Origin of the sequence: Streptomyces sp. 6-11-2 (genome assembly GCF_006540305.1) — a bacterium.
GTDB lineage: Bacteria > Actinomycetota > Actinomycetes > Streptomycetales > Streptomycetaceae > Streptomyces.
Window position 1 is genome coordinate 6,685,249 of sequence record NZ_BJOR01000001.1, and the last position, 22,119, is coordinate 6,707,367.

Sequence of the window (22,119 nt, forward strand, 5' to 3'; positions counted from 1 at the left end):
ATCAATAGATAGGACGATCATGACCGTTCCCGCTTCGGAATCGCCACCAGCTCCGCCCGCGCCGAGCGACCACACGTCGCACGCTCTTCTCCTTGACCTCGACGGCGTCCTGCTCGACACCCGTCCGGTGATGCGGATGGCGTGGCGGAAGGTCCAAGAGCTGCACGGCGTCACCCTTCCGTTCCACGACTACGAGCGCCACCTGGGCCGCGAGTTCGGCGACATCATGCAGCGACTGGGCGTGGCCGACGCCGAGGCAGTCCGCCGGACGTACGAAGCGGAATCCGTCGCCGGCGCGCACCTCGCGCAGGAGTTCACCGGCATCGTCGAGATGCTCCACGCCTTCGTGGCCGCCGACTGGCGGCTTGGTGTGGTGACCTCGAAGCACGTCGACCGTGCGGCTCCTCTCCTCGCGCGCCTCGGGTGTCCCTTCGCGACCATCCGTACGCCCGCGGGGGCAGGCCGGACGAAGCCGGCCCCGGATCCGCTCCTCTTGGCCCTGGTCGATCTGGAAGTCGATCCCGCTGCGGCCGTCTACGTGGGGGACATGGCGGTCGACCAGGAGTCGGCCGCACGCGCCGGGGTCGCCTATATCCACGCTGGATGGGGATACGGGCAGCCCACGGCTCCCGCACCTGAGACGGCCGCTTCGCCCAGGGAACTGCTGTGCCTTCTCCGCCCGGCCAAGCAGCTTGTCGAAAGGAGCATGGTGTGAGTCCCCGCACGACTGGTGGTCTGGGCCTGGTCCGCTCCGCCTTCGCCGGGAAGCCGACATGGGCTCTCGTCGGTAGCGGCGCTCTGGCGCACGCGAGAGCCGACCACGTCCACACCGCGGAACTGGAAGCCACGGCCGTCGACCGGCAGGAACTGGGCGCCTGCGTTGAGGACGCCATGGCTGTCCTCGACAACTACGGAGCCTCGCTGGCCTCCACTCCGGGCGGAGCCGGCTGGCTCCACGTCCAGCACGTTCCCGTGCGGCGCTTCGTTGCCGAGATCGTGCGCAAGCTCCTGGCCCTGAACGCCTGGGAGCCGTTCGCTTCGGCGCCGGGGCCCTTGGCCCTGGCCCCGTACGAGGGACTCGTGGGACTGCGTTCGAGCAGTTCGCGTGAGTACCTGGCCTACACCGTGACCTGGTCCGGCATCGCGTACCTGCTCGGTGCTGCGGCACCGCACAACCCGACCCGCTCCGCCCAGCTACGCAACCGCGCCCGGACAGGTACGGCGAACACGGAGCCGAGTCCACTTCCCTCGAACCTCGGACGACAGGACGTTCTGGCGCTGTCCTGGACCTCCCGCCACGCTGCCACGCTGATGCCGGTTCTCAGCGAACTGGCGCGCGACGGGCAGAAGAGTCTCCTGCTCGATCTCGCCACCGATCCCGCAGAGCGGTGCAGCGCGGGATCGGTCACGGGCATCGAGCTGCGCTCGGCTCCGAGCGACCTCTTCACCCCTTCCGGCACCGCCGAGGGCCTACACCTGCCCGACGACGAGTACGTCGTCCACATAAATGGCCACGATGTTCAACTCGCACGGCTCGTAAGGCTCTTGTCGGTGCTACTCGAGACCAGCGGGGGCTGCACACAGCCGTCGTGGCGGACCCTGGTGCGGGCGGAGAGCTGGCTCGACGACATGCTGTCGACAACCCGGCCGCACACCGTCCTCCTGAGCAACGACACCAGCCCCCTCGGCGTGCTGGCCGCGCACGCCGCCGAGCGACACGGCGCGAATTCGGTTCACGTCCAGCACGGGGCGTGGACGGCGGAATCGGCCGCCTGGCCGGCCCTGCACAGCCGCGACATCATCGTCATGGGCGATCGGGACCTCGCTCTGGGACGAGCGTGGGTGCGTCACCCCGACGCCGAGGTGCACGTACTCGGACAGCCCCGCTTCGACGTACTCGCCGGCCTGGGCCGCCAGACGCAGCGGCGGTATCTGGAGAAGCTGCTGGCTCCGGGTGGCCGCCGCGCGCCCGCCCGGATCGCGGTGTGGGCCTGCCAGCCGTTCAGCCCCGATCACCTCAAGTCCCACGCGGACCTCCTCCTGGACGGACTCGGCAAGGCGGACGACGAATGGGGTCTCGTCATCGCTCCACACCCGGCGCAGGGAGCCGACGCCTACGCCTCTCTGGTGAAGCGGGACGGCGGGCCGCACGTTGCCGTGGCCGATCCCCGGGTCGGTGCACGAGGCTGCCTCGCCGGCGCTGACGTCCTGGCGAGCGCGCACTCGACGTGCGGTATCGAAGCCGCACTGCTCGGCGTCCCGGTCCTCGAAATCGGCCCGCCGGGCGAACGCACGCTGGACCTGGCCGGTCACGGTCTCGCGACCCGGTGCCACGACGCCGGTGGCGTCGCCGAAGCGCTTTCCGCACTGCGCGAGGCGCGTACGCCGATCCCGCAGACGGCCCTGGACGCGGTGTGCCGGTGGCGCGGCGACAGCGCGGCTCGGATCGCTCGCCTCATCACCGACCGCGCCGCATCCGCCACAGGGCCCGGCAATTCCATCCACCAAGATGCGGGCGCCTCTGCGTCGCCCCAGGACGAAGGAGCATCCGTCCGATGACACACCTCACCGCCGACAGCATGGCCGAACTGTTCTCCGGCGCCGTCACGCTGGCCAAGTCCGGTGAGAAGGTCAGCCCCCGGGGCATGGCCACCCGCGAAGTCCGTGACGTGCACCTGCTGCTCACCCAGCCGCGCGCCCGCCTGCTCCACGCACCGCCGGCCCGAATCGTGAACCCGGCCTTCGCGGTCGCCGAGACGGTCTGGCACCTGTCCGGATCCGACGCCTCGTGGATCTTCGACTACAACGACCGGCTGCGGCAGTTCGCCGACGACGGCGTCCTCCTGGGGGCGTACGGACCCAGGATGCGGAACTGGGCCGGCAAGGTGGACCAACTGGCCCGCGTCGTGGAGATCCTCCAGGCGGACCCCGACTCCCGGCGAGCCCTGATCCAGCTCTACGACCCGGCCCAGGACGCCGCAGGGCACAAGGACGTGCCCTGCACCCTCGGTTTCCGGTTCCACCTGCGTGCCGGCCGCCTGCACATGGCGACCATGATGCGCGGCCAGGACGTGTGGATCGGCATGCCGTACGACGTGTTCTTCTACACCGTGCTGCACGAGCTGGTCGCCGGGTGGCTCGACGCGGAACTGGGCGAGTTCCACCTGCACATCGGCTCGCTGCACATCTACGACGAACACGTGGAGCAGGCCGACGCGCTGACCTCGCTCTCGGCGAGCCCGATCATGCCCGACCTGCGAACGCCCTGGACGGGCTTCGCCAGCCTGCTCGACCAGGTCGAGGCTCACGACGTGACCGGCCACCCCGGCTGGGACGCGATGGCCGAGACGTTGCGCAGTTACCGGCTGTGGAAGGACGGCAAGCACGAGCAGGCATGGCGGGCGGCCGACAGGATCGACGGACCCCTCGGCCAGGCCCTCACCGCCTGGTACGGAGAGCTGAAACGGCGCTCGGCCGAGCGCGCCGCGACGGCCGGGGCGAGGTGACCGCCGCCATGAAGCGCACACCTTCCGTCGTCCTCGGCCTGTGCTCGTACACCCACGACTCGTCGGCCGCCCTTCTCATGGACGGTGAACTCGTCGGCTTCGTCGAGGAGGAGCGCCTCTCCGAGCAGAAGCACACTAAGCTCTACCCGGCCCGCGCCGTGGGATGGCTACTCGACCGGGCCAAGCTGAGCGCCGCCGACGTGGACGCCGTCGCCTACAACTTCCAGCCGGCCCGCTACCTCGCCGAGTCGCCCGCCGCCCTGCGCATGGCGCTCTCGCCGACGACGCGCGACCGGAGCCTGGCCCGTGCCCACGGCTTCGCCAAGGTGGCAGTGCGCACCCGGCGGCGGCTGCGTGTCCTGGGCAGCCAGTTCCCCTCTGCCCACGTCACGCCGGTCCTGCACCACCGCGCCCATCAGCTCACCGCCTTCGCCGCCTCCGGCTGGGAGGAAGCCGCCGTGCTCGTGGTCGACAGCCTCGGCGAGCGGCAGACCACCACCATCGCCCACGGCCACGGCACTCATCGCCCCCGCGCCCGAACACTGGAAGCGATCAACGACCCGGCCTCCCTGGGGTACGTGTACGGCGCTGTCACCGAGCATCTGGGCTGGCGGCGGGGCGACGAGGAAGGCACCGTCATGGCGCTGGCCGCCCTCGGCGAGCCCGCCCGCTTCCGCCACCTGTTTGCGAGGGCCGTTCGCACGACGGCTACGGGCTTCCACATCGACTCCGGCTACTTCCCGACGCGCACCCTCACGTCGGGATACCCGAGGACATCGCGGCGGTTCGTCGCCGAGACCTGCCCCGAGCGGCACACGAGCGAGCCGCTCACGGACGTCCACCGAGATCTGGCGGCTGCCCTCCAGGAGCGGACCGAGCAGGTGATGGTGCACCTCGCCCGCCGCGCCCGTGTGCTCACCGGCTCCCGGCGCCTGTGCGCGGGAGGCGGTGTCGCCACGAACTGCGTGAGCATCGGGAAGATCATCGAGTCCGGCATCTTCGACGAGGTGTTCGTGCCGCCGGCACCAGGTGACGCCGGAACCGCGATCGGTGCCGCCCTTGCCGTGCACGTCGATCGGCGCAGCCCTCGCCCGGTCGCAGGCATCGCCCGCACCTGCTACCTCGGCCCCTCCTACGAGGACCAGCCCCTCGACCTCACCCCCTGGCCCAGCCTCCGCCAGAAGACCCTGGGCATCGAGACCGCCGAGTTCCTCGCCGACCAGCTGGCCCACGGCACGATCGCCGGACTGTTCCAGGGCGCCGTCGAAGCCGGGCCACGCGCCCTGGGCAACCGCTCGATCCTCGCCTCCCCGCTGGAGCCCGGCGTCGTGGAGCGCCTGAACGCCACCGTGAAGTTCCGCGAACCGTTCCGGCCCTTCGCCCCCATGGTCCCGGCCGAGCGCGCTGACGAGTTCTTCACGCTCGGCCAGCCGGCGCCGTACATGTCCATGGCCTCCGGCGTGACCGACCAGACGCGCGAGCGCGTGCCAGCCATCGTGCACGCCAACGGCACCTCCCGCCTGCAGACCGTCACCCGGTCGCAGAACCCGTTCATGCACGCGGTGCTGACGGCTTTCGGCCGCCGGACCGGCGTACCCGTGCTGATCAACACCTCCCTCAACGTCAAGGGAAAGCCGATCTGCGGAACACCCGAAATGGCACTGGACTGCCTGGCCGACTCCGGACTCGACGCCCTGCTCCTCGAAGGGCGGTGGATCACCAAGTGAAGATCGGATACAGCTTCTGGGGCTTCCTCGGCAACGGCGTCACCGACACCCCGGACGGGGGCCGCAGCCACCGTCGCCCCTTCATCGACGCCCTACTCGCCCGCGGTCACGACATCGTCTTCCTCCAGGCCGACCGCGACCGCCTCGAAGCCGGCGACGACCTCGGCGACGCGTACACCTTCGACGACGGCACCCCCGCCATCGACGTCCTGTTCCTGGAATGGCGCTGGGCGATCCCCGGCCGCAACACCACGCTCTGCGGGACCGAGGGGCACACCTGCGACCTCCACCGGCAGGCCCAGCTCATCAACCACTACACGGTCCGGCACCGTACGCCCACCGTGATCTGGGACAAGGACCGCACCCTGCGGGCCGAGAGCGTGTGGCGACGTGCGGCCCACACCCTCGTCTGCGAGGCCGCGCTCGCGCCGACCCCCGGCGCGCGCTCCCTCCTCTTCCCCGTGGCCGAGGACCTCGTCACCCAGGCCGACCCCGTGGCCCTCGCGGCACAGCGGCGGGACCTCGTGCTCGGCTACGTGGGCAACCAGTACGACCGGGACGAGCCCTTCGAGCGCTTCTTCGCCCCGGCCGCCACCCACGTCGATCACCTGGTCGCCGGGAAATGGACGAAGACCGACCGCTGGCCGCACGTCCGCTTCGTGGGCCGGATCCCGTTCGAGGCCGCCGCCGGCGTCTACGGCCGGTCCCTGGCCACGGTGCTCATGCTGCCCGAGCGGTACGCCGCTGTCGGGCAGATGACCCAGCGCATCTTCGAGGCCGTACTCGCTGGGTGCCTGCCGCTGGCCCCGGCGGACATCCGCTTCGCCGACCGGTTCGTCCCGCCTGAGCTGGTCGTGCGCTCAGGCCACGACGTACTCGAACGCCTCTCCTACCTCCACGAGATCGCTGGCACCCAGCAGCACGCCGACCTGATCGCCGCGTGTGTGGACCGCCTGAGCCTGTTCGGCCTGACCAAGCAGGTCGACACCCTGGAATCCGCCCTGCACGGGCTCGTCGGGACCAACGCGACCGAGCAGGGAGCTGCCTGATGCAGACCGCTCGATGGGCCAAGGCGCCTGGATCATCCGATCGTGTCCCCGGGGATGGGCCCGGCGGACACCCGAACCTCTCTACGCTGGAGCACCATGAAGAAGGTCGCCATCGTCGGCTGCGGAGGCAGCGGGAAATCTCACGTGGCCCGCGAGCTGGGCACGATCCTCGACGCCCCGGTGACGCACCTGGACGCCGCGTTCTACGACGACGAGTGGAACGCGCTGCCCATGGACAAGTTCACCGACGCGCAGCGCGAGCTGGTCGCGCAGCCGCGGTGGGTGATCGACGGCAACTACAACTCGACGCTGCAGGTACGACTCGAAGCCTGCGACACGGTGGTCCTGATGGACGTGTCGACCGTGGCGGCGCTGTACGGGATCTTCTCCCGGCAGATCCGGCACGGGGCTGGGCACAAGGGCAACGGGGTGCACAACCGCATCCACTGGGGCGTGATCAAGTACGTCGCCACGTACCGGCGCAAGATGCGGCCCCGCGTGATGGCGAAGATCGAGGAGTTCGGCTCCGGCGCCGATGTGGTGCTGCTGGCCAACCGGCGCCAGACGCGCCGCTGGCTGCGGAAGGTGGCCGCCGAGCAGTCCTGAACGGCCCGCGCCCCCGGACAGGGGGTGCGGCATGAACGAGCCCAACCCGTTCCTGGACCCCGCCAGGCTGCAGGAGCTGTACGGGCATGCCTCGCGGCTGGCCGGACGGACCAGCGCCCTGATGCGTGCGAAGACTGCCGGCCGCCCCGTGCCCGAGACGATCGTCAGCCTGGTGCAGACCCACCACGGGCAGCCGGACCGGCTCGGCGTGGTGCTCGACATCGGCTGCGGTCGCGGCACGAGCAGCCTCGTCATCGCCGAGCAGCTCCGGCCACAGCGCGTCGTCGGCCTGGACGCTGCCCCCTCCCTGCTCGCCCAAGCCCGCGAGCGCGCCAAGGAGCTGCACGACACCACGGTGGACTTCGTCGAAGGCGACTTCCACGAACTCCCGCTGCCCACCGGGTCGAGCGACGTCGTCGTCGCCGCTTTCTGCCTCTACCACTCGCCGCGCCCCAGGAACGTCATCGCGCAGATCGCCAGGGTCCTCGCCCCCGGGGGCCTGGCCGTGCTCGTCACCAAGGGCCTCGACAGCTACCAGGAGATGGACCGGCTGGTCGCCTCCGCCGGCCTCGACCCGCGTGCTGCCCAACATGAGAGCCTCTACACCGAAGCCCACAGCGGTAACCTCGCCGACCTGACCGCCTCCTCGCTCGACGTGATCGCCGTCCTGGACGAGGAGCACGTTTTCACCTTCGACGGCCACGATCACACGGCGCAGTACCTGGCCACCAACCCCAAGTACGATCTCGCGCCCGGCCTGTACGGGAACCCCGGGGCCTTGGCCGCGACCCTGCACGAGTTCCTTCCCGACCAGCCGCTCACCACCCGGTCCCGCATCACCTTCGTCGTCGCCCAGCCGAACGAAGGACGGCCGGCATGAACCTCACGCCGTTCACCAAGCACTACGTAACACCGGAGCGCGCGACGGGGGCTGTGCGCCACTACCGGTGGATCAACGAGCACGCAAAGCCACTGCGGCAGCCTGCGCTCCACACCGTCGAGACGGACAGCCTGACGTTCGAACGGATCGAGGGCCGCTCCGTGCGCCCCGAGGATCTTCCGCGCATGGCGGAACTACTGGGCCACGCCCATGGTGCCGCCTGGGCCAGCGACCTGCGGTCCGCGTCGCTGGACACCCCGCACCACTTCCAGGACGGCACGACGTTCGACGACTACCTCGGCCCCCGGAAGCTCGCCCTACGGCGACGCCACGAGCAGGGCTACCTGCCGAACAGGGCGGCCTTGCACGCGATGCTCGGCCTGCTGGAAGCGACCGCCCAGGGACCATGCGCCTTCTACAAGGACAGCAACCCGCGGAACTTCATCATCACCAGCACGCAGGACATCGTTGCCGTCGACACCGACGACCTGTCCCTCGCCCCGATGGGCTACGACCTCGCCAAGCTCATCGCGACGCTCCACCTGACCTACGGACCGCTCACGGACCAAGCCGTCAACACTGCCCTGCTCGCGTACAACGCGGCAGCCCGACGCCACGACGCCCGGCTGGGCACGACGGACCGAGGCCGGCTCGACAGCTTCCTGGGCCTGCACGCCGTGCTCACCGCCCCGTACGTCGGCCGCAACGGCTACCGCTACAGCGTGCCCCTCCGTTTCCACCACCGAGGAGCCTCATGATCACCACCGAACTTGTCTTCGTACGACACGGCCAGGCCCAGTGCAACGCCGACGGCCTCGTCGGGGGCCCTCGTACCTGCACCGGCCTGACCAACCTCGGGTACGCCCAGGCCGAACAGGCCGCGCGCCGCCTGGCTACCGAACACCTGAAGAAGCCCTTCGACGTCGTCTACACCGGGCCGCGGATCCGTCTCGTCCAGACCGGCGAGATCATCGCCCAGACGCTCCAGATCCCAGTGCGCCACGACGGCCGTCTCGACGGCCCGGTCCACGGCGATGCCGACGGCAAGCCCTGGGACGCGGTGAAGACGGCCGCCAACGGTGGACCGCATGCGCATCCCGACACTCCCTGGGCCGATGGCTCCGACACCTGGAACGGATTCCTGAAGCGCGCCAGCAGGAACCTGAGCCAGCTCATCGAGGAGAACCACGGGAAGCGCATCGTCTTCGCGGCCCACGGGGAGACGGTGATCACCGCACACACCCTGCTGCTCGGCATCCCGATCGGCTCGCCGGCCGGCTTCACCCACAACCACGCCTCCATCACCCGCTGGCAGCACCACCGCAACCGCCTGGGCCAGACCCGCTGGATGCTCGACCGGCACAACGACACCGAGCACCTCAGTCTCCTCACCCCGGAGCCGACCCCGTGATCGCGACATCGGACGACCCCCGGATCCGACTGGCGCACCATTTCCTCGGCGCAGTCGAGATCGCACCGGACGCCGTGCTTCCGCCCCGGGTCGTGCGTCTGGAGGCCGTCGACGGGCGTCACTTCATCGCCAAACAGCACGCGGAGCGGGACCGGTACGCCGGGGAACTCCACGCCTACGGAGCGTGGAGCACCCACCTGACCGGCCATGCGCCGAAGCTGGTCGGCCGTGACGACGACACCCTCACCCTGCTGCTCACCGCGCTCAGCGGCGATCGGGCGGACACCGTGGCCCCAGGCTCACCCGAGGAGGAACTGGCCCATCACGAGGCCGGCCACGTCCTCGGCAAGCTCCACCGGGCCACCTCCATGCCCCAGGGTGGCGCCGTCGGCGCAGCGCTTGCCGAGCGCTTCCAGAGCTGGATCGACCGGGCCGTCCACACCGACCTGATCGACACGGCCGAGGAGAACCTGCTGAAGCACCACGCGGCAATCCTGGGAAACAGCCGCATGGACAGCGCGGTCTGCCATCTCGACTACCAGCCGCGCAACTGGCTGATAGGCGACACCTTCGGTATCTGCGACTTCGAGCACATGCGACATGACGCCCGCGTCCGTGACTTCGCCCGGCTCGAATTCCGACGTTGGCAAGCCGTACCCCACCTCCGCACCGCCTTCTTCGACGGCTACGGGCGTCCACCGAACGACACCGAACGACGCCTCCTGGAGTCCTTCGGCGCCATCGAGGCGGCCACGGCCCTGGTCAAGGGCCACCAGGAGAACGACCCCGCCCTCAGCGAGCACGGCAGAACCGTCCTGTCCCGGCTCACCTGACCTTCCCCTTCGACGACACCTCTCTGGAGATCCCCGTGCCACAGCACGAGCAGCCCCCGACCGACGCTGCCCCCCGACGGGCCGTGGTGACCGGCTCCGCCGGATTCATCGGCTCCCACCTCGCACACGCTCTCGTCCAGGCCGGCACCACCGTGATCGGCGTGGACCGCCGAGACCCGTCCACCGACCCCTCGGCCGCCGCCAACCTCGCTGCGCTGCGAGGGCGCCCGGGATACCACCACGTCACGGCCGACCTCCTCCACTGCGCGATCGACCCTCTTTTGATCGACGCGGACGCGGTCTTCCACCTCGCCGGAATCCCCGGTGTACGGCCCTCCTGGGGACCGCAGTTCGGCGACTATCTCGCGTCCAACGTGCTGGCCACCCACCGCGTCCTGGAAGCCTCCACCCGCATCGGTGTCCCCCGACTGGTCGTCGCCTCCTCCTCCAGCGTCTACGGTCCGACCGACGGCGGCGCGAGCCTCGAGGCCGACCGCCCGAGACCCGCCTCCCCGTACGCCGTGACCAAACTGGCCGAGGAGCAGCTCTGCCTCGCCTACGCCGAGCGCGCCATCGGCCCCAGCGTCGTCGCCCTGCGGTACTTCACCGTCTACGGTCCCCGGCAGCGCGCCGACATGTTCACCCATCGCGCCCTGCACGCCGCCCTGACCGGACAGCCCCTGCGTCTGTACGGAGACGGCCACCAGCGCCGCGACTTCACCTACATCGACGACGTGGTCGCCGCCACGATCGCCGCCGCCGTCGTCGTGCCGACCGCTCACGGTGCCATCAACGTCGGCGGCGGATCGAACGCATCGCTGCTGGACGTGATCAACATCGCCACCAGCCTCACCGGCCGCGACATCCAGCTCCACCAGGACCACGCGCGCAACGGTGACGTCCTCCTCACCCGCGCCGACCCCAGCCGCGCCCGAGAAGTCCTCGGCTGGCAGCCGCGAGTCGACCTCCACAGCGGACTGCGCGCCCACATGCAGGCGCTGGCTGCCCAGGTTCCGGACTACAGCCGGGCCGCGTAGCCCTACGCCTCGGAGCCCGAGAGGAGTGGTAATGGAAACTCCCGAGCGAGCGCGACTGGACGCCTTCTTCCGGCAGATCACCGCGCAGTTCCCCGCTGGCGAGACGATCACGACGCTGGTCATCACGCACCTGCTCCCGGAAAGACCAGCGTTCCTGCGCGCCATGACCGCGGTGTCCACGGTCGGCGCCGTACTGCCCAAGCCCCGGTCGATCCACCAGTTGACCCTCGACGCCGTCCGCCGTGCCCTGCCGGTCCACGACCTGACCCGGGAGCGGTTCACCGACGAGACACAGGCCCTGGACTACCTGGAGGACACGGCCGGCGGCCAGGACGTCGTCCTGGTGGACATCGGTGGGTACTTCGCGGCGAGCCTCGACACCCTCGTGAGCAAGTTCTCCGGCCGCATCCTCGGCGTCGTCGAGGACACCGAGAACGGTCACCAACGCTACGCGGCCCTCGACTCCCTACCGTGCCCGGTCGTGTCCGTGGCCCGTTCCCCGCTCAAGGACTGCGAGGACCACCTCGTCGGCCGGTCGATCGTGTTCTCCACCGACGCCCTCGTCCGCGCCCGCGGGGACATCCTGACCAGCCGCAACGCCTGCGTCATCGGCTTCGGCAAGATCGGCCGCGCCATCGCCCAGACCCTGCGCGCCCAAGACCTGCGCGTCACGGTGTACGACAGCGATCCGGTCAAGCGGGTGCAGGCGCACTCCCTCGGCTTCCGCACCAGCGCGTCCACCACCGAGGCCGTCCGCGACGCGGAACTCGTCCTGTGCGCCACCGGCAATCACGCCCTGCGGCATGAGGACTTCGCCGCCCTACGGAACGGCGCGTACCTCGGATCGGTGACCTCTTCCGAGGACGAACTCGAACTCAGCAGCCTTCACGACCTGTACGAACGCATCTCAGTCGGCACCCAGTTGACGCGATACGAGGTCACCGGCCACTACTTCTACGTACTCGCCGACGGCGGTGCCGTCAACTTCGTGCACGGCGCCGCCGTCGGCGCGTACATCCACCTCGTCCAGGCCGAGATACTCGCCGCCACCGCCGCACTCAGCCACGCCCGCTTCCCGCCCGGACTGCACGAGATGCCGGCGGCCGACCGCGACACCATCGCCAGAACCTGGCTCCGCCACTTCGAAAGGTGACTCCGGTGCCTCCCTCCACCGACCACGTCCGCTCTGTCACCGAGGCTTACCTCGCCCGCCACCCGGACGAACGTGAGTCCCTCACCCTGCTGTTCGCCGCACTCGCCGGCACGGACCACCCCACCAGCCGCAAGACCTTCCCCGCCCATGTGACCTGCAGCGCCATCCTCATCAACGGCGAACGGCTCGTGCTGCACATCGCGCACAAGGCATCCGGGAAACTGCTGGCGCCCGGCGGGCACAACGAACCTGCTGACCGGAACCTGCGCGACGCCGCCCTGCGTGAACTGCACGAGGAGGCCGGCATCCCGCCCAGCGCCGTCGTCCCCCTCGTCGGCTACGAGGACGTCCCCCTCGACATCGACGTGCACACCATCGAGGCAAACCCGTCGAAGAACGAGCCCGCCCACCACCACGTGGACTTCCGCTGGGCCTTCCACCTCGGTGCAGAACACGCGGTGACGCTTCAAGAAGAGGAGGTCGACGGCTACGAGTGGCGGCCGTTCGCAAGCGCTGCTTCACCCACCGTCCGCGCCAAGCTCGCCCTGCTCACCTGAACTGCCCACTCCACCCCGACCCCAGGAGGACGCCGTGGCCGCCACCACAGCCCAACCGACCGGCGCCAAACCGCGCCGGCACATCGCCGTCATACCCTGCCGATGGGGTGCTTCGCGTTTCCCCGGCAAACCACTGGCTGTCCTCGGCGACAAGCCGCTGTTCTGGCACGTCCACCAGCGCTGCCTGGAGGCGAAACGTCTCGACGGAGCCATCGTTGCGACCGATGACGAGCGCATCGAAGCAGCGTGCCGACAACTGGGCATCGAGTGCATACGCACCGGGGAGCACCTCACCGGCACCGATCGCGTCGCGGAGGTCGCCGAGCGCCTGCCGGCGGAGGCGTACATCAACGTCCAGGGCGACGAGCCGTTCATCTCGCCGACCGCCATCGACGACGTCTCCGAGGCCCTGGAGTACACGCCGCCGGGCACTCTCGCCGTGAATGCGTACACCGAGCTGGTCGACGTCGGTGCCGTCCTGGACCACAACGTCGTCAAGGTCGTCGTCACGGCCCGCGGCGAGGCCCTGATGTTCTCGCGCCAGCCCATCCCCTACCCGAGGGGCGACCGCCCGAAGTACCTCCGCCAACTGGGCCTCTACGGCTTCACCGGCTCAGCTCTCCAACGCTTCCGCCAGCTCCAGCAGGGGCCCCTGGAGCGAGCCGAAGGAGTGGAGATGCTGCGCTTCGTCGAACACGGCCACGCCGTGCACATGGTTCCTGTCCTGGACGACGGTGTAGCGGTGGACACCCCGGAGGATCTGGCGCGAGCCGAGCGCCTCCTCGATCAGTACGACGGAGCGGTCAGTACGCGTGGGACCGCAGGGCGTTCTGCACGGTGTGACGGAAGCACCTCACCCGCGACTCGTGACCAATCTCTGGAAAGCCCCCGCTCTCACTCCCAGCGAACAGCAGCTCCTGGGCCAGGGCTTCGGCGTAGTCGGACGGTGTCCGGTTCGTGCTGCTCTGGCTGCTGAGCTGGCTCCGCGAACGTGACAGGCACGGGTTTCCAAGATCATGGAGTTCTCTACGCCCCGTGATCCCAGTGGAAGACCGTGCCTGCCGACGAACCATCGCCGATCCTGCCTGTCCTTGACCAGCTCCGCGAGCACCCCCAGCTTGTACCCGAGGAGGTTTTGGGCCTGCTGGAGCGGCTGGCCGAGGTCCCAGACCCGCGGGATCCGCGCGGCGTGCGCCACGCCTTGGCCGTGGTGCTCGCGCTGACCGCCTGCGCGGTGCTGGCTGGCGCGACGTCGTTACTGGCGGTCGGCGAATGGATCGCCGACGCGCCGGCCCACGTGCTGGAACACCTCGGGGTTCGCCCCGATCCACTGCTGCCGCGCCGCCTTGTGCCCTCGGAGCCCGCGGTACGTCGGCTGCTTGCTCGCGTTGACGGCGATGCGTTGGACCGGGCGGTCGGCCGCTGGCTGGCCGACCGCCGCCCTGATACAACCCCGAGTGCCGGACTTCGGGGCCTGGCCGTGGATGGCAAGAGCTTGCGGGGCGCGGCCAAGGCCCAGGGCCGGAAGATCCACCTGCTCGCCGCACTGGAACACACCACCAGCTTGGTCCTGGCGCAACTGGATGTCGGCGAGAAGACGAACGAGATCACCCGCTTCGAGCCCCTGCTGGATGCGATCGCCGACCTGGCCGGCGTGGTCGCCACCGTCAACGATCTGCTCTTCCCCGCAGCCCGCCAGGCCATCCAGGTCAGGCGGCGCCGCACCGACCGCAAGACCGGCAAGACCACCGTCAAGACGGTGTACGCGGTCACCAGCCTTACCGCTGAACAGGCCGACCCCGCCCAACTCGCCCGACTGATCCGCGGCCACTGGCAGGTCGAGGCCCTGCATCACGTCCGCGACACCACCTTCGCCGAGGACGCCTCCCAGCTACGGACCGGCAACGCACCCCGTGCGATGGCCACCTGGCGCAACCTCGCCATCGGCGCCCTGAAACTGGCCGGGACCACCAACATTGAAGCTCCGCCATCTTGAAGTGGCTGGTCAGCGGGGTGGCGTGTCCTCGTTTCGGGGTGCTCGTGCTGGTCGTGGGCGGCAGTCTGTGTTGTAGATCGTCCGGCGGGGTGGTTTTGCCGATGAGTTCACCGTCCTCGAACGGTCTATCCAGCGACACGACCGTTCTCGACAGGAGTGCCATGTCCACCATCCAGCCAGTGATCGTGACTGCCGACCAGGACGTTCTGCTCGGCTTCTATACGAAATTGTTCGGCGCTGAGGAGATCTTCCGGGTACCGGCGGAAGGCCCGGCCTTCTACCTCGGCTTGCGCATCGGCGACAGCGACCTCGGGCTGGTGGCCAAGGCGAACCCGGGGACCGGGGCGGCGCCGCGGATCCTGCTCAGCATCGGTGTCGACGATGTCGACGAGACGCTCGGCCGGGTGGCGGCGCTGGGCGGCTCGGTCCGCGGCGGCCCCAACGACATGCCGTGGGGACAGCGCGTCGCCCACATCCAGGATCCCGACGGCAACCCGGTGAACCTCACTCAGCCGATCCCGGCCCGGTGACGCTGTTCCGGGGGATGTGCTGATCGTGGGCTAACTGCGGTAGAGATCAATTGTCGGTAGTGGCCTCGATGTTCGTCAGGACGAGCAGCGCGTGAAGCAGGTGGGTGGCGCGGGCGGGGTCGGTGCGGAGCTTGGTGAGGATCCTCCAGTTCTTCAGGTGGGCGAAGCCGTGCTCGACGGGGGCGCGTCCGGCGGCGAGGACTCGGTTGGCTTCCTTCTCGGCGGGGGTGAGCTTGCGGGCGCGGGTGGCTTTGAAGCCGGTGACGACCACGGGGTCGTCCGGTTCGTCGTCCAGGCCGAGGAAGCCGAGGTCGGCCAGGGCGCCGAGGCCGACGGTGCGCAGGTGGGCGAGGATGTGGTCGCGGCGGGCGGCGGTGATGTCGTGGGTGCGGCCGGGGCGGGCGGCGGAGATCCAGATCAGGCGGCCCTTGTCGTCGGTGAGGGCGAGGACGTGCAGGCCGTGGCGGTGGTGTTTGCCAGAGCAGTTCGGTCGGTTCGCCTTCCCGGTACGGCGCTGGGTGGGGATGAGGGTGCCGTCGATCAGGACGACCTCACCGCCCCGTTTGGCGATCTTCTTCAGGGTGCGGTCCAGCCGCGGCGCCCGGGCGGCCAGCAGGGCGATCAGCTCGTCGCGTCAGCGCCGGATGGTGGTGGCGGAGACGTCGTTGCGACCGGCCATGTCGGCCAGGCGCTGGTCGTGCCGCAGCACGGCCAGGACGATCACCGCGATCTTCCCCGGTGGCAGCGCCCGCCACCGGGACCGTATCGCCTTCAGATGGCGTCGCAGCAGGTCGGCGAGGTGGTTGACGGTGTGCGTGGACAGCGGCAGGCGGCACTGGTAGACCAGGGACACGGTGTCCCCGGCATGGTCGTTGGTTTTCGTCACACAATCCCAACGGCCGCCGGAGGCATCGCAGTTACGCTCCTGGCCGCTCCACTTGCCCGGTCACGGGCGGGCGGTGAACTTTCCGTCGGGCCGTTTGTGCAGCCAGCCGCGGTCGGCCAGCTTCGTCAGCTTCCCGCGCAGCGGTTCCAGCTTGCCCCGCACCCCGGTATCGAGCCCCAGAACCTCGCCGATCTGCCGGGTGGCGACCGGACCGGCGGCCTGTCGCACGGCGGCCAGGATGCGCTGGTACTCCGCCGGCAGCACACCGTCCTCCACACCGGGCGCGCGGTCTGGGACCAGCCGCACCGCCCGCCCCGCCACCTGGACGATCGGCGACCCGGCCTCCGCGCGCTCGTCGGCGATCTGCTCGGTCATCCGCTGCAGTACCCGCTCGGCCACGGCGAGTTCGTCCCGCTCGGCCCGCACCTCCGCCAGCTGCTTGGCCAGTTGCTCTTCGAGCCCGTCCAGCTCCGCGCGTCGCGCGGCGATCCGCTCCAGCACCTCGGGGTCCGTCATGCGCCGGATCGTAGGAGCGGCACCGGCGACCGCGGATGGGAATCCGCAAAACCGCCCCGCCAGACGATCTACCCCGCAGACTGCCGCCCACGACCAGCACGAGCACCCCGAGACGGAGTCACACCAGACCCCTGACCAGCCACTTCAAGATGGCGGGGCTTCATTGCAGCCGACCTGCGCCGCAACGCCCGCGATCCACGCCGCCCGCTCGCAATCCTCGGCCTCATGAGACGGCAAAACGGGCGTCACGCGGGCACGCCGCAACCTGCCGCCTTGGCTATGCCCCCCAATGTCGGTGGTGTCTGATGGGATGCCTGCGTGCCAGATCACTACCTGTTTGCCGAGATCAACGTGGAGTGGCCCGATCCCACGACCTACGAGGAGATGGCGCGCGCGTGGCTGGATGGGGGCTTTGCCGCGCTGGCAGGCAGCCATCGACAGGCACTGGAGGAGGGACCGAAGCTGCCTATGGAAGCAATGCGGCGCAGCATGCCATGCGGACCGCCGCACGCTGCCTGGGGCTTCGTCTCGATCGCCCGCCACGACGGGCGGCAGCTGCGCCGTTCCAGCCGCGTGATCTCGGCGCGAAGCATGTCGTGGTTCCTGCGCCAGTTGGCCGATCCCCCGCGCACCGCGACGATCGGGCTCTCGGTCCTCGACGAACGCGGCTACCCAGGTAGAAGCCCTCTGCGAATCACGGTCGACCGCCCCGAGGCCCGGGATTGGCCGGAGGCGATCGATTGGGCGGTACTGTCCTGCAGAATTCCCGAGGGGGACTTGCTCGACCCCACACAGCAGGAGGTAGTGCTCCGCTTCCTGCGCGGCATCAGTGAAGGTATGGACTCGTCCTTCGCAAATATCACCTACGACGACGGGCTGGGCAAAACGGGTCTCGAACGCACGCTGGGTCCTCCATGGAAGTTCCCCTACGAGACAATCCCGATGAGCCGTCAGGCACTGCGTGGATACGAGTGGTGGACGATCTGCCCAAAGGAACTGGCCGGACCCCTCGGCGGTGCAGGTGCCCTGCGCGCCACCGGCGCGTTCCATGAGGTGGTCCGCCTGCCGTCGGGCGCGTTGTGGCTACAGGCGACGAAGCACTACCGGGACTACGGCCCCGACGCGTACGCAGCGGTGTTCCACGCGCTGGCCCCGGCCCTCCCTGCTGGCATACCGAAGCGCTTCGATCGACGTGACGACGAACCGGCAGAGCGCATCGTCTACCTCGACGCGTCAGCCGTCAGACCGTGACGACACACACAGGCGACCGAACAAAAATGACGTCAGTAACGGCCGGATGCCGTCGCCAGCCAGGCGGCGCCCCCCTCGGGGATGCTGTTCTCAGCCGCGGACACGACACCGTTCGCTCTGTGGTCCGCCACAAGGGACCTGGACGAACTGCCCGAAGAGCTGTGACACGGTCGCGTCCAGAACGCCTGGACCATGGAAGCCGTGTCTGTCGAGGTGCCCTGCGGCTGAGCTCGCAGACCATTACGAACCAGACGTCGCGAGACTACGCCGAAGCCCTGGGAGTCGCCGAAAAATAACTTCTCGATCTTGATGGGTTACGGGGGTGTGAGGTCGTGTCCGGCGATGGCGGCGAGTTGTTCGGCCGTGGTCACGGTGAGAGGGCCGGTGGGCACGGTTTCCCCCAGCGCGGTAAGGACTGAGGCGGCGTCCCGGATGGTGGAGCCGATCCTTGTCTTGGTCAGGCCGGTCGTTTCGGCGAGTAGTGCGTGGGTCATGGACCAGCGCTTTTTGAGGAGGAGGACGACGATGTGGTCGGCGGCGGACAGGCGTCGGCCGCCTGCGCCGGGACCGCCGTCGGGGCGTTTGCCGGGAAGCAGGATCGGGGGGTGTTCGGCGAGGTAGCCGCGGTAGCGGGTGACGAGGTCGTCGAAAGCCGGGGTTTCCAGGCCGGTGAGGCTGGGGTGCCGGAGCCAGGCAGGGGTCTTGTCCCCAGGTGGGAACCGGCCGAAGGACGGGTCGCGGGGCGGCGGCGGAGCCGGTGGGGCGAGGGGTTCGGGACGCAGCGTGTAGTTCCAGGTGCCGTGCCACTCGTGGGGGGTGAGCGGGAGGCGCTCCATGACCTCGTCGGGGACGGTGACGCCGGTGGGGTACTGGCCGGGGTCGAGCTCGGCGTGGACAGTGAGGCCCGTGCTCGTGGTGACCGCGCCGATGGTGTTGACGACGACCTCATGGCTGGTCAGCGGGCGTCCGCGCCAGTTCGTGCTGATGCGTGAGAAGAGCCGGTGCTCTATTTTGTTCCACTTCGACGTGCCCGGAGGGAAGTGGCAGACCGTTACGGTCAGGCCCGCCGAGAGGGCGAAGTCCGCGAGTTCCTTCTTCCACGCTTTCACCCGGTAGCCGTTCGAGCCGCCGGCGTCGGCGGTGATCAGCAGACGGGTCGCGTGCGGGTATCGGTGCCGGCCTTCGCCGTCCCACCAGCGTCGGAGCGTGGCCACCGCGAACGCGGAGGTGTCGCCGTCGCAGCCCACCGACACCCAGCCGGTGTCCGCGGACAGGTCGTAGATTCCGTACGGGACTGCCTTCTGCGCGTTCTTCTCGGGGTAGTCGTGGGCCCGCACCCTCACCGGCTCACCGCTGCGATGCCACTCCCGCCCGATAACCGCGTAGTCGCCCAGTACTTCCTTCTTCTTGGCGTCCACGCTGATCACCGGCTCACCGGCTCCGGTGAACTCCTGGACCTGGCCGTTGATGTAATGGAACTGGGCGTCCCGGTCCGGATGACGGGCTCCCTCGGTCGTCCGGCTGGTGCCCTGCAGGGAGAAGCCCTCCTCCTTCAGCAGGGCCGCAACCGTGTCGGACCCCACCCGGAATCCCTGGGCGGTCAACTCACCCGCCAGCTTCCGTGTCGACTTCGTCGTCCACAGCAGCGGCGACTCCGGATCACCCCGCTGGTCGGGTTCCACCAGCGCCAGCAGGGCCGGCAACAGACCGGGGTGCTTCTCGCGCAGACGTCTCCGGCCCCCGCCCTCCCGCCTCACCCGGCCCGAGGGCCCCGGCCCGCCGACCAGTTCCGCCACCCCGCGCGAGACCGTCTCCTCCGACACCCGGGCAGCACGAGCGACCAATCGGACACCGCCATACCCCAGAGCCCGCGCGTCCGCTCCCAGCACCAGCCGGCGCCGTCGTTCGTCCAGATGCGGCAACAACCGGGCGAACTTCTCCGCCAGCACCGCCTCGATCCCCTCCACCACAGCAGCACCCTAAGGCCCCAACAGCCCTACAAGACACCGAAGTTATTTTTCGGCGACTCCCTGGCCGTAGGTACATCCCGGCTTTCGGCTTGCCTTGCCTCACTAACACGCCCCCGCTGATCCATGAATCCACCAGATCGTTCACCTGCCCCATGAGTCACATAGGGCAGCCCCTGCGTACTTTGACATATGGCCAATCTGGCGATCGAGTGAACTGCCAAGTAACACAGAGTGGCTTTGATCACGTTATGTACGCACCGAAGGCGGCTGGTTGCCATACCTGCCCCGACTTTGCGCGGCGGTACCGCTGGGGTCACACTCACGCGAGTGCTGCCTGCGAGCTCGGCGAGGGAGTGGTTGAAGCGAAGGCGGGCCAGGGTCGTCAGCGCCTGGCGGCTGTGGGTCAGCCGCCGTTGGGTGCTTATCTGTCGTCGTCGAGCGGCCAACCCCCGTCGCGCCAGTTGCAGGTGATCCAGCTCAAGGGCGCGAGGCATGATGCAGCCATAGAGCCTGCCCTGCGCCAGGTCGTAGGCGGCGAAGAGGTAGTGGGCCCCGTGAGGTTGGGTTCGAGATGCCGAGCGCGTCGCGGAAGTCAGCTCTGAAGGGAGCGATGTGCCTTCTCAAGTGCACGCCTCTCAAGTACGAGTTGATCGAACGCCGCGTCACTGATTACAGGTGCATCCTTGACGTGATAGCGGAACCGGTGGTCGTCGATCTCTGTACAGAGGTTCGCGTGTCGTGTGACTGCCTCCGCAGGAGACAGTTCCTCTGCTCGCTGCGGGGTATCTGGGGCTACGGGACTGGCGGCGGAGAGAGAAAGCAATTCCAGAAGATCGGTCTCGGAGATGACCTCGATGTCGTGCCCGGCGTCGAGGAGTTGCTGCGCCTTCTGGTGCTTCCCGCTGAGCGTCATGCCGGGGGCAAAGCGCGTAGGGTCGGCAGTACCAACGACCAATATGTCCGTCTTGCGGCTCACCCCGGTCGTGGCTTGTGCGCCGACGTCTGCCAGGCGTTGTTGCGCTTCAGTGCGGGTCAGGGAGCTCAACGTGCCGGTGATACAGACATGACGCCCGTACAAAGCACCTTCGGGATCGGCGTCAGGATTCGCTGTCGGGACGGGCGGGCGCTTCTCCTGAACGCGTCGACGGCAGTTCGACCATGATCCGGAATCCGGGTAAAGCCGGCCGTAGCGAATCTGGAGCTTCCGCATGAGGTCGTCGAGTCCGTCTGCCCCGTGCTCAGCCAAGGCGGCGAGCATGACGCGAGCTGCGGTGTCGGCGTCCGCCTGAGCGTCGTGATGAGGCCCCTCCATGGATACGCCCGCGGCCTCCGCGACGAACGGAAGCCGATAGGCGAGCAGTCTCCACGTGTGGCGAGCGACAACTAGCGAACAGGCATACCGAAGTTCCGGCCACTGCAGGCCCGTCTCTGTACAGGCCGCGCGCAACGCTCCGAGGTCGAACGCGGCATTGTGCGCGACCAAGGGACGTCCGTCGGCGAAGTCGAGGATTTGCCCCAGAGTCGCTGGCCAGGCAGGCGCGCTCTCGACCATCGACGCAGTGATGCGATGGATGGATGTGTTGTACGCCGCGAAGCCGCCGCCACCGGGAGGGCTCACCAGGGTGGTGAACCGCTCCGTGATCTCGCCACCCACGACAGCTGTCATGCCGACTGAACAGATACTCCCAGGCCAGTAGTTGGCCGTCTCGAAGTCGATCGAAACCCAGGCGTCACTCATGATTCCTCCCCGAAGTCCTTGAAATCTTCACACACTCGGTGAGGTTCGGGGAGTTGGTCCAGAAGTGGGCCATGGAACGCGGTCAGGATGTGCACGCCACCTGCAGTCTGCCGTCATGAGGCTGCCTGGGTGTTGAAGGAGGAGCGGGCGAAGTGTTGAAGGAACCGGCCGGCGACGCCGTGCAGGCCGGGAGACGTTGTCAGTGCCGTCTGCCACCATCCCGGCCATGCCCATCAGCCGGGAGTACGCACGCTCCCTCTTCGCGGACCTGACGCAGAACGCCACGGTCCCGCTGGACCCTGACGAGCTCCTTCACATGCCTGGCCTGCGGCAGCACGGCCACGTCTTCTTCGGCGACATAGGGGTGCGCTGCTACAAGTACAAAGCCCGCTGGACGTATGACGAATGCGACATCCGCGCCGCCGGCCGCGCGTTCGCGGACATGGAGGTGCGCCTGGATGACGTCGTCGACG

At 68.9% G+C, this 22,119-nt stretch carries 22 protein-coding genes; 17 read left to right on the forward strand and 5 right to left on the reverse strand.

The window, feature by feature from the left end:
• Positions 1–19 precede the first annotated feature (19 nt).
• The 16 genes from TNCT6_RS29870 to TNCT6_RS29945 all read left to right on the forward strand — a co-directional run bounded on the left by TNCT6_RS29870 (position 20) and on the right by TNCT6_RS29945 (position 15,285).
• On the forward strand, positions 20–715 hold the full coding sequence (locus tag TNCT6_RS29870) for an HAD family hydrolase (RefSeq protein WP_141363936.1): 696 nt from the start codon (positions 20–22) through the stop codon (positions 713–715).
• The gene (locus tag TNCT6_RS29875; protein WP_141363937.1) at positions 712–2,559 is read left to right on the forward strand and encodes a hypothetical protein; all 1,848 of its coding nucleotides are present in this window, start codon (positions 712–714) and stop codon (positions 2,557–2,559) included. The genes TNCT6_RS29870 and TNCT6_RS29875 overlap by 4 nt, the downstream gene beginning before the upstream one ends.
• On the forward strand, positions 2,556–3,506 hold the full coding sequence (locus TNCT6_RS29880) for a thymidylate synthase (protein WP_141363939.1): 951 nt from the start codon (positions 2,556–2,558) through the stop codon (positions 3,504–3,506). Before TNCT6_RS29875 ends, TNCT6_RS29880 begins: the two co-directional genes overlap by 4 nt.
• 8 nt (positions 3,507–3,514) lie before the next feature.
• Entirely contained in the window at positions 3,515–5,233 is a 1,719-nt protein-coding gene (locus tag TNCT6_RS29885) for a carbamoyltransferase C-terminal domain-containing protein (protein ID WP_141363941.1), read from the forward strand.
• Positions 5,230–6,282, forward strand: coding sequence for a hypothetical protein (locus TNCT6_RS29890; protein WP_253266269.1), 1,053 nt, complete (start codon positions 5,230–5,232; stop codon positions 6,280–6,282). Before TNCT6_RS29885 ends, TNCT6_RS29890 begins: the two co-directional genes overlap by 4 nt.
• 96 nt (positions 6,283–6,378) lie before the next feature.
• Complete coding sequence (locus TNCT6_RS29895) at positions 6,379–6,888, forward strand: topology modulation protein (RefSeq protein WP_141363945.1); 510 nt, start codon at positions 6,379–6,381, stop codon at positions 6,886–6,888.
• A gap of 31 nt (positions 6,889–6,919) precedes the next feature.
• Complete coding sequence (locus TNCT6_RS29900; protein ID WP_141363947.1) at positions 6,920–7,768, forward strand: class I SAM-dependent methyltransferase; 849 nt, start codon at positions 6,920–6,922, stop codon at positions 7,766–7,768.
• Entirely contained in the window at positions 7,765–8,526 is a 762-nt protein-coding gene (locus TNCT6_RS29905) for a phosphotransferase (protein ID WP_141363949.1), read from the forward strand. Before TNCT6_RS29900 ends, TNCT6_RS29905 begins: the two co-directional genes overlap by 4 nt.
• Positions 8,523–9,179 carry a histidine phosphatase family protein gene (locus TNCT6_RS29910; RefSeq protein WP_141363951.1) on the forward strand — a complete coding sequence of 219 codons (657 nt, stop codon included), beginning with the start codon at positions 8,523–8,525 and terminating at the stop codon, positions 9,177–9,179. The genes TNCT6_RS29905 and TNCT6_RS29910 overlap by 4 nt, the downstream gene beginning before the upstream one ends.
• Complete coding sequence (locus TNCT6_RS29915) at positions 9,176–10,012, forward strand: aminoglycoside phosphotransferase (protein ID WP_141363953.1); 837 nt, start codon at positions 9,176–9,178, stop codon at positions 10,010–10,012. The genes TNCT6_RS29910 and TNCT6_RS29915 overlap by 4 nt, the downstream gene beginning before the upstream one ends.
• A gap of 35 nt (positions 10,013–10,047) precedes the next feature.
• Positions 10,048–11,049, forward strand: a complete 1,002-nt coding sequence (locus TNCT6_RS29920; RefSeq protein ID WP_253266270.1) for an NAD(P)-dependent oxidoreductase — start codon at positions 10,048–10,050, stop codon at positions 11,047–11,049.
• Between the two features lie 31 nt (positions 11,050–11,080).
• On the forward strand, positions 11,081–12,202 hold the full coding sequence (locus TNCT6_RS29925; RefSeq protein WP_141363955.1) for an adenosylhomocysteinase: 1,122 nt from the start codon (positions 11,081–11,083) through the stop codon (positions 12,200–12,202).
• A 5-nt stretch (positions 12,203–12,207) separates the two neighbouring features.
• Positions 12,208–12,759, forward strand: a complete 552-nt coding sequence (locus TNCT6_RS29930; protein WP_253266271.1) for an NUDIX hydrolase — start codon at positions 12,208–12,210, stop codon at positions 12,757–12,759.
• A gap of 34 nt (positions 12,760–12,793) precedes the next feature.
• Positions 12,794–13,735: a 3-deoxy-manno-octulosonate cytidylyltransferase gene (locus tag TNCT6_RS29935; RefSeq protein WP_253266272.1), complete on the forward strand. Its 942-nt coding sequence runs from the start codon at positions 12,794–12,796 to the stop codon at positions 13,733–13,735.
• Between the two features lie 78 nt (positions 13,736–13,813).
• Positions 13,814–14,755 (forward strand): transposase family protein, encoded by a 942-nt coding sequence (locus TNCT6_RS29940; protein WP_172633091.1) that lies wholly within the window; start codon positions 13,814–13,816, stop codon positions 14,753–14,755.
• A gap of 161 nt (positions 14,756–14,916) precedes the next feature.
• On the forward strand, positions 14,917–15,285 hold the full coding sequence (locus TNCT6_RS29945; RefSeq protein ID WP_141366929.1) for a VOC family protein: 369 nt from the start codon (positions 14,917–14,919) through the stop codon (positions 15,283–15,285).
• Positions 15,286–15,331: 46 nt separating this feature from the next.
• Here the strand turns inward: TNCT6_RS29945 and TNCT6_RS41195 are convergent, their stop codons facing one another.
• From TNCT6_RS41195 to TNCT6_RS29955, 3 genes are read right to left on the reverse strand one after another with little or no spacing between them, the layout of a single operon-like run.
• Positions 15,332–15,910: a transposase family protein gene (locus TNCT6_RS41195; protein ID WP_308789492.1), complete on the reverse strand. Its 579-nt coding sequence runs from the start codon at positions 15,908–15,910 to the stop codon at positions 15,332–15,334.
• 9 nt (positions 15,911–15,919) lie between these two features.
• Positions 15,920–16,171, reverse strand: coding sequence for a hypothetical protein (locus TNCT6_RS41200; RefSeq protein WP_253266273.1), 252 nt, complete (start codon positions 16,169–16,171; stop codon positions 15,920–15,922).
• A 60-nt stretch (positions 16,172–16,231) separates the two neighbouring features.
• Positions 16,232–16,687 carry a hypothetical protein gene (locus TNCT6_RS29955; RefSeq protein ID WP_172633092.1) on the reverse strand — a complete coding sequence of 152 codons (456 nt, stop codon included), beginning with the start codon at positions 16,685–16,687 and terminating at the stop codon, positions 16,232–16,234.
• Between the two features lie 318 nt (positions 16,688–17,005).
• Here TNCT6_RS29955 and TNCT6_RS29960 point away from each other — a divergent pair, with 318 nt between their 5' ends.
• Complete coding sequence (locus TNCT6_RS29960; RefSeq protein ID WP_141363959.1) at positions 17,006–17,938, forward strand: hypothetical protein; 933 nt, start codon at positions 17,006–17,008, stop codon at positions 17,936–17,938.
• Positions 17,939–18,252: 314 nt separating this feature from the next.
• Here the strand turns inward: TNCT6_RS29960 and TNCT6_RS29965 are convergent, their stop codons facing one another.
• Positions 18,253–19,887 (reverse strand): ISAzo13 family transposase, encoded by a 1,635-nt coding sequence (locus tag TNCT6_RS29965; protein WP_141366922.1) that lies wholly within the window; start codon positions 19,885–19,887, stop codon positions 18,253–18,255.
• Positions 19,888–20,500: 613 nt separating this feature from the next.
• Complete coding sequence (locus TNCT6_RS29970) at positions 20,501–21,646, reverse strand: exonuclease domain-containing protein (RefSeq protein ID WP_141363961.1); 1,146 nt, start codon at positions 21,644–21,646, stop codon at positions 20,501–20,503.
• Positions 21,647–22,119 lie beyond the last annotated feature (473 nt).

Excerpts from the sequence above, each read along its gene's own strand:
- TNCT6_RS29870 (WP_141363936.1), top strand. The coding sequence starts at position 20 with ATGACCGTTCCCGCTTCGGAATCGCCACCAGCTCCGCCCGCGCCGAGC.
- TNCT6_RS29880 (WP_141363939.1), top strand. The coding sequence starts at position 2,556 with ATGACACACCTCACCGCCGACAGCATGGCCGAACTGTTCTCCGGCGCC.
- TNCT6_RS29885 (WP_141363941.1), top strand. The coding sequence starts at position 3,515 with ATGAAGCGCACACCTTCCGTCGTCCTCGGCCTGTGCTCGTACACCCAC.
- TNCT6_RS29895 (WP_141363945.1), top strand. The coding sequence starts at position 6,379 with ATGAAGAAGGTCGCCATCGTCGGCTGCGGAGGCAGCGGGAAATCTCAC.
- TNCT6_RS29900 (WP_141363947.1), top strand. The coding sequence starts at position 6,920 with ATGAACGAGCCCAACCCGTTCCTGGACCCCGCCAGGCTGCAGGAGCTG.
- TNCT6_RS29905 (WP_141363949.1), top strand. The coding sequence starts at position 7,765 with ATGAACCTCACGCCGTTCACCAAGCACTACGTAACACCGGAGCGCGCG.
- TNCT6_RS29910 (WP_141363951.1), top strand. The coding sequence starts at position 8,523 with ATGATCACCACCGAACTTGTCTTCGTACGACACGGCCAGGCCCAGTGC.
- TNCT6_RS29925 (WP_141363955.1), top strand. The coding sequence starts at position 11,081 with ATGGAAACTCCCGAGCGAGCGCGACTGGACGCCTTCTTCCGGCAGATC.
- TNCT6_RS29945 (WP_141366929.1), top strand. The coding sequence starts at position 14,917 with ATGTCCACCATCCAGCCAGTGATCGTGACTGCCGACCAGGACGTTCTG.
- TNCT6_RS29955 (WP_172633092.1), bottom strand. The coding sequence starts at position 16,687 with ATGACGGACCCCGAGGTGCTGGAGCGGATCGCCGCGCGACGCGCGGAG.
- TNCT6_RS29970 (WP_141363961.1), bottom strand. The coding sequence starts at position 21,646 with ATGAGTGACGCCTGGGTTTCGATCGACTTCGAGACGGCCAACTACTGG.